Source organism: Nonomuraea sp. NPDC050153, assembly GCF_044460125.1.
Taxonomy (GTDB): domain Bacteria; phylum Actinomycetota; class Actinomycetes; order Streptosporangiales; family Streptosporangiaceae; genus Nonomuraea.
This window is the reverse complement of the sequence record NZ_JBITJQ010000003.1, coordinates 696,228-713,100: the sequence shown is the minus strand read 5'-3', so window position 1 is coordinate 713,100 and position 16,873 is coordinate 696,228. Positions and strand designations below refer to the sequence as shown.

General features: G+C 69.2%; 16 protein-coding genes. 4 read left to right on the top strand and 12 right to left on the bottom strand.

Features of this window, described 5'->3' with window-relative positions; genetic code table 11:
- Nucleotides 1-192: 192 nt before the first annotated feature.
- The 9 genes from ACIBQ1_RS11835 to ACIBQ1_RS11795 all read right to left on the bottom strand — a co-directional run bounded on the left by ACIBQ1_RS11835 (nucleotide 193) and on the right by ACIBQ1_RS11795 (nucleotide 10,174).
- Entirely contained in the window at nucleotides 193-2,940 is a 2,748-nt protein-coding gene (locus ACIBQ1_RS11835) for a CDP-glycerol glycerophosphotransferase family protein (protein ID WP_397276675.1), read from the bottom strand.
- Nucleotides 2,941-3,149: 209 nt separating this feature from the next.
- On the bottom strand, nucleotides 3,150-3,464 hold the full coding sequence (locus tag ACIBQ1_RS11830; protein ID WP_397276673.1) for an MGMT family protein: 315 nt from the start codon (nucleotides 3,462-3,464) through the stop codon (nucleotides 3,150-3,152).
- Nucleotides 3,452-3,811 carry a hypothetical protein gene (locus ACIBQ1_RS11825; protein WP_397276670.1) on the bottom strand — a complete coding sequence of 120 codons (360 nt, stop codon included), beginning with the start codon at nucleotides 3,809-3,811 and terminating at the stop codon, nucleotides 3,452-3,454. Before ACIBQ1_RS11825 ends, ACIBQ1_RS11830 begins: the two co-directional genes overlap by 13 nt.
- Before the next feature lie 22 nt (nucleotides 3,812-3,833).
- Nucleotides 3,834-4,988, bottom strand: coding sequence for a S8 family serine peptidase (locus tag ACIBQ1_RS11820; protein ID WP_397276669.1), 1,155 nt, complete (start codon nucleotides 4,986-4,988; stop codon nucleotides 3,834-3,836).
- Nucleotides 4,982-5,782, bottom strand: coding sequence for a hypothetical protein (locus ACIBQ1_RS11815; protein WP_397276668.1), 801 nt, complete (start codon nucleotides 5,780-5,782; stop codon nucleotides 4,982-4,984). The genes ACIBQ1_RS11820 and ACIBQ1_RS11815 overlap by 7 nt, the downstream gene beginning before the upstream one ends.
- 269 nt (nucleotides 5,783-6,051) lie before the next feature.
- A complete protein-coding gene (locus tag ACIBQ1_RS11810; protein WP_397276666.1) occupies nucleotides 6,052-7,287 on the bottom strand; it encodes a S8 family serine peptidase in 1,236 nt (411 codons plus the stop codon).
- The gene (locus ACIBQ1_RS11805; protein WP_397276663.1) at nucleotides 7,281-7,997 is read right to left on the bottom strand and encodes a hypothetical protein; all 717 of its coding nucleotides are present in this window, start codon (nucleotides 7,995-7,997) and stop codon (nucleotides 7,281-7,283) included. The genes ACIBQ1_RS11810 and ACIBQ1_RS11805 overlap by 7 nt, the downstream gene beginning before the upstream one ends.
- 46 nt (nucleotides 7,998-8,043) lie before the next feature.
- Nucleotides 8,044-9,225 (bottom strand): adenylyltransferase/sulfurtransferase MoeZ, encoded by a 1,182-nt coding sequence (gene moeZ / locus ACIBQ1_RS11800; protein WP_397276662.1) that lies wholly within the window; start codon nucleotides 9,223-9,225, stop codon nucleotides 8,044-8,046.
- Between the two features lie 43 nt (nucleotides 9,226-9,268).
- Nucleotides 9,269-10,174, bottom strand: a complete 906-nt coding sequence (locus tag ACIBQ1_RS11795; protein WP_397276660.1) for an alpha/beta fold hydrolase — start codon at nucleotides 10,172-10,174, stop codon at nucleotides 9,269-9,271.
- An 842-nt stretch (nucleotides 10,175-11,016) separates the two neighbouring features.
- On the opposite strand from ACIBQ1_RS11795, the gene ACIBQ1_RS11790 reads away from it, so the two are divergent.
- Entirely contained in the window at nucleotides 11,017-11,385 is a 369-nt protein-coding gene (locus tag ACIBQ1_RS11790; protein ID WP_397276659.1) for a hypothetical protein, read from the top strand.
- Between the two features lie 423 nt (nucleotides 11,386-11,808).
- Complete coding sequence (locus ACIBQ1_RS11785) at nucleotides 11,809-12,138, top strand: hypothetical protein (RefSeq protein WP_397276657.1); 330 nt, start codon at nucleotides 11,809-11,811, stop codon at nucleotides 12,136-12,138.
- Nucleotides 12,139-12,599: 461 nt separating this feature from the next.
- Here ACIBQ1_RS11785 and ACIBQ1_RS11780 read toward each other — a convergent pair whose 3' ends face one another.
- The 3 genes from ACIBQ1_RS11780 to ACIBQ1_RS11770 all read right to left on the bottom strand — a co-directional run bounded on the left by ACIBQ1_RS11780 (nucleotide 12,600) and on the right by ACIBQ1_RS11770 (nucleotide 15,019).
- A complete protein-coding gene (locus ACIBQ1_RS11780) occupies nucleotides 12,600-12,890 on the bottom strand; it encodes a hypothetical protein (RefSeq protein ID WP_397276656.1) in 291 nt (96 codons plus the stop codon).
- Between the two features lie 382 nt (nucleotides 12,891-13,272).
- On the bottom strand, nucleotides 13,273-13,596 hold the full coding sequence (locus tag ACIBQ1_RS11775; RefSeq protein WP_397276655.1) for a hypothetical protein: 324 nt from the start codon (nucleotides 13,594-13,596) through the stop codon (nucleotides 13,273-13,275).
- Between the two features lie 544 nt (nucleotides 13,597-14,140).
- Nucleotides 14,141-15,019, bottom strand: a complete 879-nt coding sequence (locus ACIBQ1_RS11770) for a Ku protein (protein ID WP_397276653.1) — start codon at nucleotides 15,017-15,019, stop codon at nucleotides 14,141-14,143.
- A gap of 59 nt (nucleotides 15,020-15,078) precedes the next feature.
- Between ACIBQ1_RS11770 and ligD (ACIBQ1_RS11765) the strand changes: the two genes are divergently transcribed.
- Together ligD (ACIBQ1_RS11765) and ligD (ACIBQ1_RS11760) are read left to right on the top strand one after the other, a co-directional pair.
- On the top strand, nucleotides 15,079-15,981 hold the full coding sequence (gene ligD, locus ACIBQ1_RS11765; RefSeq protein WP_397276651.1) for a non-homologous end-joining DNA ligase: 903 nt from the start codon (nucleotides 15,079-15,081) through the stop codon (nucleotides 15,979-15,981).
- A complete protein-coding gene (ligD, locus tag ACIBQ1_RS11760; RefSeq protein ID WP_397276649.1) occupies nucleotides 15,978-16,862 on the top strand; it encodes a non-homologous end-joining DNA ligase in 885 nt (294 codons plus the stop codon). The genes ligD (ACIBQ1_RS11765) and ligD (ACIBQ1_RS11760) overlap by 4 nt, the downstream gene beginning before the upstream one ends.
- The last annotated feature ends 11 nt before the right edge of the window (nucleotides 16,863-16,873 follow it).

Here is a 16,873-nt window from a genome sequence, read left to right as displayed (position 1 = left end):
TTGACCACGGAGCCGGTCAAGAGTGCGCGTCGTCACGACGACCGACCCGTGAGCCTTCACGACCGGCCATGACGGACGGCCACTGACGTCGGCGCGTGCGGCCCACCGTGCGCAGCCGTAAAAGATCGGGGTTTTGACCGAAGTGCGGCGCCCGCAAGGGGACGTGGTGGGCACGAGGCCCACCACGGGGGTTTACGAGAAGAGGTGGTCGACGACGCGGGCGGTGGCCTTGCCGTCGTCGCGGGGGGCGAAGGTGGCGCGGAAGGCTTCGTAGCGGTCGGCGTGGGCCGCCGCGACGGAGTCGATGGACCGCAGGGCCTCGATCACCTCGGCCGACGTCGACAGCACCGGCCCCGGCGCCTGTTCGGCCAGGTCCAGGTAGAGCCCTCGCTTGGACGAGTACTTGGCCATGTCGTACCCGTAGAACACGATCGGCCGCCCCGTGCACACGAAGTCGAACATGACCGACGAGTAGTCCGTCACCAGCACATCGGTCACGAGCAGCAAGTCGGCAATGTCGGGATAAGTGGTGACGTCGTGGGCGATGTCGGGAACGGCCGGCACCGCCTGCATCGGGTGTGCCCGCACCAGGATCTCGTGGTCGGCCCCGAGGGCCTCGCGCGTCTTGGCGAGGTCCAGCTTGACCATGGCGTTCTTGCGGTCGTAATCGCGCCACGTAGGCGCGTACAGGATCACCCGCTTGCCCTCCACGAGCCCCAGCCGCCGGCGCACGGCGGCGGCCAGTTCCTCGCGGTCGGGCGAGTTGAGGACGTCGTTGCGCGGCAGCCCGCTCTCCAGGATCTCGCCCTTGTAGCCGAACGCCTTGCGCAGCACCGGTGTGGCCCACGGCGACTGCGACAGCAGCAGGTCCCAGCCGCGCACCTCCGCCGCCTGGCGGTGCCAGATCGGCGGCTTCGGGTCGCGCGCCATGTGGGACTGGTCGTTGCCGATGCGCTTGGCCGGGGTGCCGTGCCAGGTCTGCAGCACGACCTGGTCCTCGCGGGCCCGGAACCAGACCGGCAGGAACGCGTTGGTCACGATGTGGCGGGACCTGGCCAGCGCGGCGTGGTGCTCGCGGCTGCCCGCGCGGATGACGGTCGCCCCGCCGGGCGGCACGAAGGCGCCGTCCTTGACGATCCAGATGTGCTCGCGGTCGTCGCCCCGCCGCAGCCGCTCCTCGTAGATGGCGCGGACGCTGTCGGCGTAGAGGCGGCCGTCGTTGACGACGTAGACGGTCGCGTCGTTCAGCGGCTCGGTGCGCTGGGCCGGGTAGAACACGCGGCGCAGCACGTGGGTGCCGGCCACGCCCCGCTCGTCGGCGGGCCGGGCCTCCTCGACCGTCACGACCGGCACGTCGAATCGGGTGGAGATCATCCGGTACGTGCGCCCGTCGAGCGTGCGCGGGTCCTCGTCGAGCCCCGGCAGGGCACCGTGGTCCATGCGCAACGGCACGATCTCGCCCGACGGGTGGCGGATGGACATGTTCCAGGTGCCGGACGCGAGCGGCACGGACTCGCCGAAGCGGTCCATGGCCGAGGGCTCGACGTGTACGGAGAACTCCTCGCCGGAGCGCTCCATGGGAAGCAGATAGGACAGCCCGGACCGGTGCCGCAGCGTCAGCATGCGGGAGCCCGGGGCGTCGGGGTAGTGGCCGCGCAGGACGAGCGCGGAGCCCTCCCAGACGGCCGAGGTGATCACCGGCCGGATGCGGTGGGCGGAGACGACCACGCGGTCGCGGCGGTCGCCGAGCACGGTGATCTCGCGGTCGCCGACCGCCGTGCGGGTGTCCACCAGGTCGGCGAGCATGACGGACGCCGCCGGGTCGCCCTTGGGCTCGACCCAGAGCCGCCGCCCGTCCTTCTCCTGCAGCAGGGTGGGCACGGCCAGCCCCACCGTGACCTCCGTGCCGTCACCCGCAGGGGTGAAGTCGGCCGCGATGCGGTGGCCGCCGAGGCGGGCGTGGCCCTTGGTCACCGTGCGACCGGGGAGGAAGATCTTCAGCTCCAGGCGCTCGCCCTCGACGGACACGCCCTTCAGCTCGGCCCGGTTGGGCTGGAGCACGACCTGCAGCGCCCGGTCGGACGTCCACACCGGCCTGATCCACCAGCCCGGCCGCAGCTTGAGCCCGGTGGGACGCTCGGGCCGGCCGACCGAGGAGCCGCGCAGCAGGCCCGTGGCCCGCGCGCCCCGGCTCCAGAACACGATCTCGGCCCGCCAGGTGGTCGTGTCGGGCACGGACGGGCGGTGGCGCATCCGCCGCCGTACGGCGGAGACCACGCCGCGCACGGCGCCGCGCCAGCGCAGCGGCCAGGGGCTCAGCTCGGCGGCGAACCCGGACCAGTCGTAGTTGCAGCCGGGCTCGCGCGCGCCGTGGGTGGCCTCGGGCGCGAGCACGCGTCGCGTGCGCATGCGGATGGGCGGCAGCCAGCGCGGCCCGCGCAGCACCACGGTCGCCCAGTTGAACCTGCGGCTGCGGACGGAGAGCCCCGCCAGGTACGCGAACCCGGTGACGCGCAGCTTGCCGTCGACCCAGACGATGTCGTCGATGTGGGTCACCGGCACCAGGTCGGCGCGTCGCAGCCGGTAGAGGTCGGGCGCGAGCTCCTCGCGGAAGGGCAGGTCCGCGTACCAGCGCAGGCCCTTGCGGATGCGCTTGGACGGCTCGGCCGCCGCCGTCACGACCTTGGTGAGCGTCTCGCCCTCGACGAGCTCCTCGTCGGGCCGGTGCTCGATCAGGTGACATATGACACGCCGCGCGACCGGCAGGTCGTGCTTGACGCGCGCGTCCACGGCCGCGAGGTAGGGCCGGACGAGGTCGAGCATCTCACGCCGCCGTGCGGCGCCGCGCTTGACCGCGAGGTCCATGCGTGCCCCGAGTGGGCCGCTCAGCACCTCGGTGTCGTACGCCGCGTCGCGACCGCCGGGACCGACCGCTCGCATGACCGCTTCGAGAGGCTCTCCACGATCACAAAGATCCTGGACAGCCTTCAGGCGGTCGGCGAACGACTCGCCTCCCTGGCTCTGGGCTGTGACGCCGGTGGCCATAAGGGTGGCACCGCCTTTCGGGCCGCCATTCAGTGTTCTCCCAATGGTAATGGGAGTCACATGTCAGAGATTCGCCCGTTCAGTGAAAGAGCAGGTCATGACATTTACTGAAAATCCGCTGAACGCCCATCCCAGCGCGCCTGTCGCATATCTACCCGTTCGCCCCGCAACGGTGTGCCTTCCTCGCGCCAGTGGGCCAGACAGCGTCGCAGGTGGTCAGGGGCCGCGCCGGAGCCGTCGGAGTGGACGACGCGCCACCACGGCACGCCGCCGCCCCATGTCGACATCACCTTGCCGACCTGGCGGGGGCCGCCCTCGCCGAGGTATTCGGCGATGTCGCCGTAAGCCATGACCTTGCCGGGCGGGATGCGCTCGACGAGTTCGAGCACCCGTTCGGCGAAGGGGTTCAGGGGGTCCATGCTGCCGGGCCGGCGTCGATGATTTCTTCGAACTTGCCGATCTCCATCGCGCTGCCGCCCGTCACGACCTCGATGACGCCGTCGCGCAGCGCGTAGACCTCGCCGTCCTCGCCCACGAGCCGGCCGCCGAGCGCGGCCGAGAGCCGGACGAGTTGTGCGACCTGCCAGTCGGAGCCGGGCTCGCCGACCAGTTGGTCCTGCCAGCGCGCCACCGCGTACGTGCCACCCCTGTGCGCGGCCATGATCTTGTCATCCCCGCGCAGCTCGAAACCGGCCGGTGCGATGGCCTTCGCGAGCTCCGCGAAGGCGAGTGGCGACTCGCGCACCACCCGCAGCTCGTATCCCATGACGCGGGACCATAGCGGATCTTTACTGTTCCTTGCGCTGATTGAGCACGATGATCGCGCCGCAGAACATGACCAGCGCGACCAGCACTCCTCCCCCGTACAACCACAGCCGCAGCGGGTCGGGCCCCGGCCTGGTCGGCACGGGCGAGTCCTCACCCTGCCCGAAGTGCTCCTGACCTGGCAAAACACTGCGCTGCTCCCCCGTCAGCCGGTCCGCGGCGTTGAGCGCGGCGGCCGCGTCGACCACCCCGAACCCGGTCTGGTCGTCGTATCCGGGGGCGGGCCGGCCCCGCGCGCTGGACGCCAGCGCCTGGGCGACCTGCTCGGGCGGCAGGTTCGGGTAACGCGCCTTGATGAGCGCGGCCACGCCCGCCACGAGCGCGGCGGCCGAGCTGGTTCCCTCGGACAGTTCGTAGCCGCTCTTGCGCTTGACCACGGGCACGCCCACGCCGGGCGCGGCGACCAGCACGGAGAGGTTGTCGCTGCTGAACGTGGCCCGCCTGCCCTGCTTGTCGGTGGCCGCGACGCCGATGACCCCCGGGTAGCCGGCCGGGAAGCTCCAGTAGGAGGTGCGGTTCTCCTTGGCGTAGCCGGTCAGGCCGTCGTTGCCGACGGCGGCGACCAGGACGACGCCCTTGCCGAGCGCGTACGAGACGGCCTCGCGCTCGGACCTGAGCGGGCCGTAGGAGCCGATGGACATGCTGATGACCTGGGCGCCGTGGTTGGCCGCGTACCGCAGGGCGCGCGCGAGCGGGCTGTCCGAGGTCTGCTCGTCGTTCTCCACGGGCGGGACGCTGAGCTCGGGGTCGTCGTCGGTGACCATGGGCAGCGACAGGATGCGGGCCTCGGGGGCGACGCCGATCAGCCCGTCGTCCTCGCCCGAGGCCGCGATCAGCCCGGCCATCGCGGTGCCGTGCCTGCCCGGCGGCGTCTCCCGGGTCACCGCGCCCGCGGTCATGTCGGGGCCCGCGTTCACGCGCCCCTTCAGCTCCTTGACCTGGTCGTCCACGCCGCTGTCCACGACGGCGACGGTGACGCCCTCGCCCTTGGTGACGGTCCACGCCTGTTCGACGTTGAGGGCGTCGAGCACCCACTGCTGCTGCTCCCGCACGGGGTCGGCGGCGGGTCCCGCCAGTACGAGGAGCGCCGCGGTGAGCGCGCGCACGGTCGCTAGCACACGTTCCCCTGAGTGCAGGGCGGCACCTTGGGCGGGTCCGCGAGGAAGTAGGCGATCTGGTTGCCGACGGACTTCGCGGCCGGCCACAGCTCGGAGTGCAGGATCTCCTCCGGCGGGATCGCGGCCCTGGTCCGGCCGTCGGCGTAGCCGGCCGTGGAGAACACGATGTAGGGCCCGGCGCCCACCCAGCCGGTGCGCTGGCGCTGGTCGGGGCCGAAGCGTTCGGTCACCGTGCCGGGGAACGCGACGGGCAGCACGCCCACGCGGTCGTCCTGGGTGAGCTCCTCGCTCGCCGAGACCCTGGACGCCTCGTCCTTCAGCACGGCCACGCCGACCGTGATCACGAACGAGGCCGTCTGGTCGACGTACGTGGCCCGCAGCATCGTGACGCAGCCGTGGTTCTCCAGCACCCCGGCCACGGAGGCGTCCACGCCCTTGCCGCACTCGGTCTCGGGGGCGATGCCGACACGCCTGGCGTACTGCTGGGCCCGGTCGAGCCCGAGGTATTTCACCTCTTCCGGGAAGACGCCCGTCGCCGGCCACGCCTGCCAGCGCCTGGCGATCTCCTCCTGTTTGTACTGGTTCTGCTCGGCGGGGGTCAGCGGGCGCGAGCGGGTCTCCGCGAACAGCCCGATCGTGCCGAGCAGCACGACCACGGAGGATACGACTATGATGACGCTCAGCAGCATCACGAACACGCGCCGATACCGCACACCCTGCTGGAGCACCTCGCGTTCGGCGCGGTCCTTGGCGGCCGTACGGACCCGCGAGCCCGCCGCCGGCCAGGTACGCACGCGCGACCGCCGGCCGGTGGTGGCGCCGAGCGGATTCCTCCGTTCCGGCGTGGCCTCGCCCTCGGCGCGCGGTAGCCCTGAAGTCGACCTACGAGCCTTCACCACCGCCTCATCCTCGCGTCCTCCCTGCCCCTCACTACGTGAGGCGGGCTCGGTCGCCGGGGAGCCGTCGCCTTCCCTCGTCGCTCTGGTCGCTGCGCTCCCGCCACTCCTCAGTCCAGGCAACGGCGCTCCCTCGCGTGTCTATTTCGTCCCCCTTAGTGGGCGGATCATGCGTCTTGTGAGCCGTATGCCCGGCGAACGCGCCTGACCAGGATGAATATGACGCCCAGGGACGCGAACGCGCCGACGGCCGCGGCGGCGGCGATGGCCGCGTAGACCGTGACGCGCCTCTCGTCCCTGACGATGACCTTGATGGGGCCCGTCTGCCCGCCGGCCAGCGGCTGGGCCGGGTCCTGGGCCTGGTCGCCGGTGGCGGTCTCGGTGTAACCGGCCAACTTGCCGGCCTCGGACAGGGCCCTGGCCGCGTTCACGACGCCGAAGCCGGTGCCGGTGTCGTATCCGCCCGGCGGTCTGTCGGTGGCGCTGACCGTCAGGGCACGTGCCACCAGCGGCGGCGACATGCCCGGATATTTGGCCTTGATGAGGGCGGCCACGCCCGAGACCAGCGCGGTCGCCTGCGAGGTGCCCTTGCCGACCCAGTACTCGTCGCCCGGCCCCGCGCCCATGATGTCCACGCCCGGCGCGGCCACCAGCACGGAGGAGTTCCAGTTGGAGAACGTGGCCCTGCGCAGCGACCGGTCCGTCGCGCCCACCGAGACCACACCGGGGAACGCGGCCGGATAGGAATAGGGGGCGAAGTCGCTGTCGATCTTCCGGTCGCCGTCGTTGCCGGCGGCGGCCACGAGCACGACGCCCTTGGAGATGGCGTAGCGGATGGCCGCCCGCTCCTCCCTGGTCGCCAGCTCCTTGGAGATCGACATGTTGATCACGTCCGCCCCCTCGTCCACCGCGTAGCGAATGCCTTGGGCCACCACGTCCTCGAAACGCTCCGCCGAGTTGAACTCCCGGAAACCCGGCTCCTCGTCCTCAAGGATGACCCTTACTGACAGTACGTCCGCTTCGGGCGCGACGCCGATGATCCCCAGATTTCCCCCATCGCCGTGACCGTGCCCGGCGATCAGAGAGGCCATGTACGTGCCGTGCAGGCGGCTCGGGGCGACCCCCGGCGGGTTCGCGCCCTCGGTGAAGTCCCTGCCCACCCGGACCGAGCCGACCAGGTCACGGTGGTCCGGGTCGACGCCGGAGTCGAGCACGGCCACCGTCACGCCGCCGCCCTTGCTGATGCGCCACGCCTGGTTCAGCTCCAGCGTCTTGATGACGGGCCGCTGCCCGCCGCGTACGTCGTCCGCCCACGCGGGCGCGACCGCGCACAACAGCACCCCCACCGCCGCGGCCGCCGCTCCCCGCCTGAGCATGGCCCCCGTACCGTCCTGGATCAGCACCGCCACTCCTCGGCCGCGCAGTCGGGCATCCGCGGCGTGCTCAGGTCGGTCAGCACCCGCTCGGAGATCTCGGTGGCGAAGGCGAAGATGGAGGGCCGCTGCTCGTCCGCGGCGTCCGCGGGTCGGCCGTCCACCTGGCCCGCCGTGGTCAGCACCAGGTACGGCCCCGCCTGCCGCACCGAGCCGGCCTGGCGCACCCCAGGGGTGAACCGGTCGGCGACCGTACCGCTGAAGGCCAGCGGATACAGGCCCGGCACGGGTTTGCCGCTGTCGGAGAAGGCGGCTTTCGCGCGTACGGCGTCCGGTTCGTCACGCAGCGCGACCACGCCGATCGTGACGAGCACGCCGCGCAGCGCGTCGATGTAGGTGGCCCGCAGCAGGGCCTTGCAGCCCGCCTCGCGCAGGGCCTTGGCCGCCTTGGGATCGACCCGGTCGCAGGCGGTCTCGGGCGAGATGCCGATCCTGCTGGCACGTTCCCGGCCGCCCTGCTCGGCGGAGTACGGCAATGTGGCGGGGAAGATACGTCCGCTGGGCCAGGCGCGCCAGCGCTCGGCGACCTCGCGCTTGGACGCGGTCTGCAACTCGACCGCGCTGGGACCCCGGGTGAGCTCGGTGCCCGCCGCGCTGCCCGACACCCCGGCGGCCACCGCGCAGACCAGGGTCAGCGCGGAGGCCACCACAAGTGTCGGCCAAGGACGGGCAGAGTTCACCCCATCGACCTTAACCGGGGCTTCCAGGGAACACCCCCAGAAACCCTCAGTAGGAGGGCAGGCTCGGGTCGACGGTCTTGACCCAGCTCAGAACGCCGCCACCGACGTGGACGGCGTCGGAGAACCCGGCGTTCTTGACGATGGCCAGCGCCTCGGCCGAGCGTGCGCCGGACTTGCAGTGGAGCACGATGCGCTTGTCCTGCGGCAGCTTCTCCAGGGCCGAGCCGTTGAGGAACTCACCCTTGGGGATCAGCGTGGCGCCGGGGATCGAGACGATCTCGTACTCGTTCGGCTCGCGGACGTCGACGAGGAAGATGTTCTCGTCGCGGTCCTGCATGCCCTTGAGCTCCTGCGCGGTGATCGTGGAGCCGCTGGCGGCCTCGGCGGCCTCGTCCGAGATCGCGCCGCAGAACGCCTCGTAGTCTTCGAGGAGTTGCGTGACCGTCGGGTTCTTGCCGCACAGGACGCACTCGGGGTCCTTGCGGACCTTGACGTCGCGGTACTTCATCTCCAGGGCGTCGTAGATCATCAGCCGCCCGACGAGCGGGTCGCCGATGCCCGTCAGCAGCTTGATGGCCTCGTTGACCTGGATGGAGCCGATCGACGCGCACAGCACGCCGAGCACGCCGCCCTCGGCGCACGACGGCACCATGCCGGGAGGCGGGGGCTCCGGGTAGAGGCAGCGGTAGCAGGGCCCGTGCTCGGCCCAGAACACGCTGGCCTGGCCGTCGAACCGGTAGATCGAGCCCCAGACGTACGGCTTGCCGAGCAGCACCGCGGCGTCGTTCACCATGTAGCGCGTGGCGAAGTTGTCGGTGCCGTCGACGATGAGGTCGTATCCGGAGAAGATCTCCATGACGTTTTCTGTGGTCAGCGCCGTGTTGTGGATGACGACGTCGACCAGGGGGTTGATCTCGCGGACTGACGCCGCGGCGCTCTCGGCCTTCAGCCTGCCCACGTCGGACTGGCCGTGGATGATCTGGCGCTGCAGGTTGGACTCATCGACGATGTCGAAGTCGATGATGCCGAGGGTGCCGACGCCCGCCGCCGCGAGGTACATCAGCGCGGGCGAGCCCAGGCCCCCGGCGCCCACACACAGCACCTTGGCGTTCTTCAGCCGCTTCTGCCCCGCCATACCCACATCGGGGATGATCAGGTGGCGCGAGTAGCGGCGCACTTCGTCGACGGTCAGCTCTGCGGCCGGCTCGACCAGCGGTGGCAACGACACTTTCTACGCTCCCGTTCCAGGGGGTCCTATCTCACCTTGAAACCTAGCTGGCGAGTGGGGCATTCCCCAATCGAGTCTCACGGATCAGACGGCGTGCCTCGGCCGCCACGACCTGCGGTATCTCCATCATCGCCACGTGACCCGCCGTCGGCAGCAGCACAAGCCGGACCTGCGGGAACGTACGGTACGCCTTCGCGGCCATCGCCGGCCGGACCAGACGGTCGTGCCTGCCGTGCACGATCAGGGTCGGGGCCTTGACCTTGGCCGCCTGGCGCCACAGGTTGTCCTCGCCGAGGCGGAAGTATTCGGCCACGATGCCCCTGGCCGACCCGATCATGGCCTCGCCCGAGTAGGGGAGGTCGTCGCGCCTGCGCAGCTCGTCGATCGCGTCGCGCAGGCGTATGGGATGGACGGCGGTGGAGTTGGCCCAGACCATGGCCATGGAGGCGTTGACGCGGTGCTCGGCGGGCACCAGGCGGAGCCTGCTCGCCACCCATTCGCCCAGTACGGGCACCGCGGCGGCGGCCACCCGGACGGGGCCGTACCTGGGGAGCAGGTCGGGCAGGGCCGGGGAGACGAGGGTGAGCGAGCGGACCAGGTCGGGGTGGGTGGCGGCCACCCTGACGGCGACCGCGCCCCCGAGCGAGTTGCCGAACAGGTGGGCCGGGCCCGTGTGCTCCATCAGCTCGGCCACGGCTCTGGCGTGGCCGGCGACGGTGTAGTCGCCGTCGGCCGGGGCGGGCGAGTAGCCGGCGCCGGGGAGGTCGAGCGCGTGGCCGGTGACGGTGTCCTTGAGCTCGTCCATGAGGTCGGTCCAGTTGGTGGCCGACCCGGCCAGACCGTGCACGAAGACGGCCTGCTCGCGTCGCTCCCGATGGTCACCCGTCGATCGGACGTACACCGAGCCGACCATGCGGCCAGGCCAGTGCGGGACCGGCTCCGCCATCATGCGTCCTCCCTGCCGTTCCTTCTCGTTCCTTCAACGATAACCATCGCGTCTGGGTGGGGTTTGTATTCAGTACAGAACCCTGCTTACTTCCCCTTTTCCGACATCAGGCACATACATTCACACATGCCCCAACAGCCCCGCCGGCGTGGCCGTCGGCGGGTGGGGCGGGGCGTCCGGGCCGTCGGCGCCCGTTCGGACATATCGCCATATATCGCCGCTTAGATGTCTAATCGATCTCATCGCATGCCAAGAGTGTGGCAAAAGCCACCGTTCACCGTTTATGGCCCACCAAGGTCGGAAAGCATGACAACCAGCAGCACTTAGCGTGACGCATGAGGCACATACCGTTAATGGCGGGACAGAGCAGCCTCGAATGCGCCACCGCCGGGTGCCGCACAACAATCGGGAGACATTGTTCGGGGGGACGCATAATGGCGCTCCCCCGAATAATGACGCCGGGCGCCGGCGAAGCGCTCGACGTAATGGCTATTCGTATGTTCGCGGACTTTCATCGGTCCGAGGGCGGCACCGCAGGCGAAATCACCACTCACACAACCGGCATGGCCAAGACGACGAGCCAGGCCGGGGCGCGAGCGTTGCCATGCGTGGCCGCCCTATTAATTGCCACACAATCGGACATATCATGCCATTTCACTGGATAGATCTTTAATGCAAGCAATAAGATTCTTAATGCATAGCAAAATAGGGTCTCTCCAGTTTGCCCGCCCGTCGCCCCGGAAATGACATTCAATGGATGACTCTTCAGCAGCCGTCCAAGACCTGTTTTCAGGTACCCGGAAACGTCGAGAACGGGGCAATCGATCCTTTAGGGGGAAAACGCAATGCCCAAGCTCAAGAGTGTTATCGCAGGCCTCGCCGTCAGCACGGCGCTGACCGGCGGCCTGGTCAGCGCGGGCGCGGCCACCACTGCGGTCAGCGCCGACGCCATCAAGCTCACCGGTCCGTCCGTCCTCGCCGAAGACGGCTTCGACGACGGCCTGGACGACGGCTTCGATGACGGCTTCACCAACGGCATCATCATCGACCGTAACCGTGACCGTAACCGCCGGCAGTGCCGTCGCCACCACGGCGGCTGGGGCGGCGGCTGGGGCGGCTGGGGCCGTCGCGGTCGCGGCGGCGAGGTCTGCGTCGTCATCCGCAACGACAACTTCAACGACAACAGGCCCGAGCGCCGCCGGCGTACCTTCTGACATAACCGCGTGTTAATGGCGGGAGGATGAGCGTCCGCTCCTTCGGGCAGGTCATTGTCTTCTCGTCTTCCGCGGGGGGTTTGGTGGGGGCTCTCCCGGCCTTTGGCCGGGGGAGCCCCCACTGCTTTGTGCGGCGGTCGATATCGGCGGGTGTCGATATCGGCGGGTGTCGCGGTACCCGTACGCCCGGGCCGCCGGTCGGCTTGGCACGGATATATAGGGCGGAATCTTTTGTTTCGACCATGAGGGAGTCTGTGGTCTGCCAAATCCAGATGGTTCCGGTTTGCTGGGTATTCGCCCGGAAATATGCCCCATACGGGTGATTCTCCAAGAATCTTCCGTAGCGTTTCCGATCCGGCCAGGTTTGTATCGGCTGGGCCGGGGGCGCGAAACAGGGCAATCGGAACCTTCAGGGGGAAAACAATGCCCAAACTCAAGAGTGCTATCGCAGGCCTCGCCGTCAGCACGGCGCTGGCCGGTGGCGTGGTAGCCGCGGGCGCGGCCACGACGCCGGCCGGCGCGGCTGTCCAGGTCAAGTCCGCCGCCTCCGTGCTCACAGGCAACTGCCGTGGCGGGGGCTGGCGCCGGTGCGGCGGGGGCTGGGGCGGCCGCGGCTGGGGTGGCCGTAACTGGGGCTGGGGCGGCCCCGGCTGGGGCTGGCACCGCCCCCACAGGGCCGCCCGGATCCGGATCGTCATCGTCAACCAGAACCACAACCACAACATCAACGGTGGCCACCGTGACGAGTGGTAAGACTCAGACATCGAGCTGAGCATCGGCGCGCCGCTGAGGCCGCCGCATCGGGCGGAGTCCCCCGAGGAGCGATGAACTCCGGCCCACACCAATCGAGTGCCCGTGTTCACCGGGACCCGCGCCACCCCCCGACCGGCGCGGCCCGCCGAATACGGGCACTCACTTGTGTTCTTCCGGCCATGCCCCCGTCTCAGGCGGGAGCACCCGCTGCCTCCACGCGGCCGATCCTCGGGAAGAGGGCGGTCCCGGTCTTGGAGGGATCTTTCTCACCGGTGGAGCCGCCACCGGCGGCGGTGGGAGACATGTCGAGTGCCCGTATTCGGTGGGTCGACGTCGCCGCTGTCGGGGTGGACGTCGGTCCCGGTGAATACGGGCACTCGATCGGCGTGGCCGGAGTTTCCTCACTCAGGGGCACCTGTTGGGGCGCGGCCCGCACCCCGGGTTCACCTGCGCGATGGGCTCTACTGCCACGTGGCCTGGTTGTTGTCGTCGTGGTGCATCACGGGGCGCTCGTCCATGCGCTGCTGTTCGTTGCGGTTGCGGTTGCGGTTGATGATGATGATCTTGATGCGAGGCATGCGGTGGTGGCGCCAGTTGGCCCAGCGGCCGCCCCCCCAGCCGCAGCCGCGCCAACCCCCGTTGCCGCAGCCATGGGCGAGGACGGAGGCGGCGGAGCTGACCTGGGTCGCCGCGTCGGCCGCGGACATGGCCGCGCCCACGCCGACCACGCCGCCGGAGACGGCCGTACTCACGGCGAGGCCTGCGATAACACTTTTGAGCTTGGGCATTGCGTTTTCCCCCTACAGGTTCGATTGCCCCGTTCCTCGCGTTCCCGGCCAATCCACGAAAACCGACCGACTTGGAAACGCCTCGGATGATCCTTAACGAATCATCCGCATCATGCATATTTCCGGCTGAAACAGCCAACAAACTGGAATTGCCGTCATTTGGCTCACCACAGACACCCTCATGATTCAGACCGAACTCCGCACCGCATATAGGGCTCCGGACGCAGCGGAGGGCTCTCCGGACCTGGGTCCGGAGAGCCCTCGACAATGACCTGCCGTGGAGGCGTGGAGAAAACCCCCTTCCGCGAAAGCGCGGTCATCTCCACGCCGTCAGCACACGGTTACGTCACCAGGTGTGGCCGTCGTGGTTGTGGTGGTCGTGGTGGCGCTCACGCACCTCGTGGCGGTTGATGTTGATGTTCCGGTTGTGGACGTGGACCCGAACGCGGTTGTTCTGGTGCCGGCGCCAGCCCCAGCCGCCCCAGCCACGACCGCCCCAGCCACAGCGGCGCCAACCTCCGTTGCCGCAGCCATTGGCGAGGACGGAGGCGGCAGACTTGACCTGGGCAGCCGCGCTGGCCGAAGTCGTGGCCGCGCCCGCGGCTACCACGCCACCGGTCAGCGCCGTGCTGACGGCGAGGCCTGCGATAACACTCTTGAGCTTGGGCATTGCGTTTTCCCCCTAAAGGATCGATTGCCCCGTTCTAGACGTTTCCGGTTATCCCGGAAAGAGGTCCTGGACGCCTGCCGAAGGGTCATCCACCAAAAGTCATTTCCGGACAGCGGCTCAGCAAACGGCAACTAGCCGGTTTTGCTATGCATTAACAATCTTATTGCTTGCATTAAAGATTTATAGAGCGAAATCAGATGACTTATCCCGATATGTCCTATTTGATGATCGCTTCGGTCGACGGGTAGTGCGGGATTCCGCAAGAGCCGACAACGACAGGAGCGCAGCACAAAGCCCCCGTCGCGCGAAGCGCCCATTGCCGAGAAGGCCCCATGAAAGGGGGCGGACACCCGAAGGAGAAAGCCCACGGCGGCGTCGTACGAAGCGGGCCCACGGCCCTTACGGCGTCGCGCGAAGCGGGCACGTGGCCATTACGGCGTCGCCCGGAACGGGCGTGTGGCCATTACGGAGGCACGCGAAACGGGCCTGCGGCGCCCTTGCGGAGGCACGCGGGAGCGCTGGGAGACGTGCGTCTTCCGGCCGGTCAGGCCGTCTTGCGGGGCCTGCGCTTCGCGGGGGCCTTCTCCTCGTCCTTTGGCTTGTCGGCGGACTTGGCGGCCGGCTTCTTGGGTTTGGCGCCCCCGCCCTCCCGCTCCCGTTTCGCGGCCTCCACGCTGGCGCGCAGCGCGGCCATGAGGTCCACCGCCGGGCCGGCTTCCTCTTCCTCCCTGGCCGGGATGACTTCCTTGCCCGCCACCTTCGCCTCGATCACCTGCTGCAGCGCCTCGCGGTAGGTGTCGTGGTACTCGCCCGGGTCGAAGTCCGACTCCATGGTGCTGATGAGGGACTCGGCCATCTGGAGCTCCTGGGGGCGTACCTCGATGTCCTCCTCCAGGAAACCGAAGTCCGGCGTGCGGATCTCGTCCGGCCAGAGCATGGTCTCCAGGACGAAGACGCCGTCCCGTACCCGCAGCGTGGCCAGGGACTCGCGCTGGCGCAGCGCCACCTTGACCACCGCCACCTGGCCCGAGCTCTCCAGCGCGTTGCGCAGCAGCACGTACGGCTTCGCCCCCTGCGCGTCGGGCTCCAGGTAGTACGACTTGGCGAAGTAGATCGGGTCGATCTGCGCGGCCGGGGCGAACTGGAGGACGTCGATCCTGCGGGACGTGCTCAGCGGCAGGTCCTCGAAGTCCTCGTCGGTGAGCACGACGATCTCGCCCGTCGGCAGCTCGTACCCCTTCGCGATGTCGGCGTAGGGCACCTCCTGGCCGTCCTGCGTGCACACGCGCTTGTAGCGGATCCGCCCGCCGTCCTCGCGATGGACCTGGTGGAACGTCACGTCCTTCTGCTCGGTGGCGGAGTAGAGCTTGACGGGAATCGTGACCAGCCCAAAGGAGATCGCACCTTTCCAGATGCTGCGCATGGTCACTCCTCAGCTCTCAATGCTTCGCCAATGGGCACATACCCGTCATGGGGCAACCAATGCCATACCCGGTCGAACCGATGCTGGCCGTACCTGGGGAACTGCCCTCCGATCGAGAGCGCTACGGGCTGGAGGTCAAGTGGGACGGCATCCGCGCCGTCGTCCATCTTGACGGCGGGCTGAGGGTGACCGGGCGGCACGGGGCCGAATACACGCGGAGGTATCCGGAAATATCGGGTTTCGGGATCAAGAACGCGATCATCGACGGCGAGGTCGTCGCGCTCGACAAGCACGGCAGGCCCAGCTTCGAGCGGTTGCAGCACAGGATGCACCTGACCGATCCCGAGCCGGTCATGCTGGAGCTGTACCCCATCACGTACATGCCGTTCGACCTGCTCTATCTCGACGGCATGCCGCTGTTCGACCTGCCCTACCGCGACCGGCGGGCGCTGCTCGACGAGCTGGACGTCGGCGCGCCCCCGTACTTCCCCGGCGAGTCCGACCTGCTCGCGGCCACGTCCGAGCAGGGCCTGGAGGGGGTGGTCGCCAAGCGGCTGGACTCGCCCTACCGGGCCGGCACCCGGTCCCCGTGGTGGATCAAGGTGAAGCACCTGCGCGCCAGGGAGGTCGTGGTCGGCGGCTGGAAGCCCGGCAAGGGACGCCGGGCGGGCGGGATCGGCTCGCTGGTGGTGGGGGTGTTCACCGACAGGGGGCTCACGTACGTGGGGCACGTGGGGACGGGCTTCACCGACACCGTGCTCGACGAGCTCCACCGGCGGCTGCGGCCGCTGGAGCTCGCGCACAGCCCGTTCAGCAACGAGGTTCCGTGGCGAAATCGGTGGGTTAGGCCGGAGCTGGTCGGGGAGGTGGCCTACACGATGTGGACCGACGAACAGCGGCTGCGGCACCCCGTCTGGCGCGGGCTGCGCGCCGACAAGCTCCCCTCGGAGGTGACGCTGTGAACAGCGCGGCGAAGGTGCAGGTCAAGGTCGACGGGCGAGCGCTGACGCTGAGCAACCTGGACAAGGTCCTCTACCCCGAGTACGGCTTCACCAAGGCCGAGGTCATCGACTACTACAGCCGCGTGGCCCCCGTGCTCCTCCCTCACCTCCGGGGCAGGCCGCTGACCGTCAAGCGCTACCCGAACGGCGTCGGCGGCCAGTCCTTCTTCGAGAAGAACGCCCCCGACCACACCCCGACCTGGGTCAGGCGGGTCAAGCTCCCCGTCCCCGGCAGCACCAAGAACCGCGAGAGCATCGACTTCGCCGTCATCGAGGACCTGCCCACGCTCGTCTATTACGCCAACCTGGCCGCGTTGGAGCTGCACGTTCCCCAGTGGCGCGTCGGCGAGGGCGGCGAGGCGCTGGCGCCCGACACGCTGGTGTTCGACCTCGATCCCGGCCCGCCCGCCACTGTCGTCGAGTGCTGCCGGGTGGCCCTCATGCTGCGCGAGGTGCTGGCCGCCGACGGGCTCACCGCCCACCCGAAGACCAGCGGGAACAAGGGCATGCAGCTGTACGCCGACTGGGACCGCCGCGAGGAGCCCTCCGCGTACGCCAGGAGGCTGGCCCAGTTCCTGGAGAAAGAGCACCCCGAACAGGTCGTGAGTGTGATGACGAAGAAGGCCAGGCCTGGCAAGGTGTTCATCGACTGGAGCCAGAACAACCCGGCCAAGACCACCGTGGCGCCCTACTCGCTGCGGGCCAGGGAGCTGCCGACCGTCTCCACACCGCTGACGTGGACGGAGGTCGAGGGCTGCGAACGGCCCGGCGAGCTGGTGTTCACGGCACACGACGTACTCGCCAGAGTGGAGAAACGCGGCGACCTTTTCGGCCGGGCGTAGGCTGGTTCCGT

What these genes read in the sequence shown, in the direction of transcription:
- ACIBQ1_RS11835 (WP_397276675.1), bottom strand. Translation starts at nt 2,940, where the DNA reads ATGCGAGCGGTCGGTCCCGGCGGTCGCGACGCGGCGTACGACACCGAG.
- ACIBQ1_RS11830 (WP_397276673.1), bottom strand. Translation starts at nt 3,464, where the DNA reads ATGGACCCCCTGAACCCCTTCGCCGAACGGGTGCTCGAACTCGTCGAG.
- ACIBQ1_RS11825 (WP_397276670.1), bottom strand. Translation starts at nt 3,811, where the DNA reads ATGGGATACGAGCTGCGGGTGGTGCGCGAGTCGCCACTCGCCTTCGCG.
- ACIBQ1_RS11795 (WP_397276660.1), bottom strand. Translation starts at nt 10,174, where the DNA reads ATGATGGCGGAGCCGGTCCCGCACTGGCCTGGCCGCATGGTCGGCTCG.
- ACIBQ1_RS11790 (WP_397276659.1), top strand. Translation starts at nt 11,017, where the DNA reads ATGCCCAAGCTCAAGAGTGTTATCGCAGGCCTCGCCGTCAGCACGGCG.
- ACIBQ1_RS11785 (WP_397276657.1), top strand. Translation starts at nt 11,809, where the DNA reads ATGCCCAAACTCAAGAGTGCTATCGCAGGCCTCGCCGTCAGCACGGCG.
- ACIBQ1_RS11775 (WP_397276655.1), bottom strand. Translation starts at nt 13,596, where the DNA reads ATGCCCAAGCTCAAGAGTGTTATCGCAGGCCTCGCCGTCAGCACGGCG.
- ACIBQ1_RS11770 (WP_397276653.1), bottom strand. Translation starts at nt 15,019, where the DNA reads ATGCGCAGCATCTGGAAAGGTGCGATCTCCTTTGGGCTGGTCACGATT.
- ligD (WP_397276651.1), top strand. Translation starts at nt 15,079, where the DNA reads ATGCCATACCCGGTCGAACCGATGCTGGCCGTACCTGGGGAACTGCCC.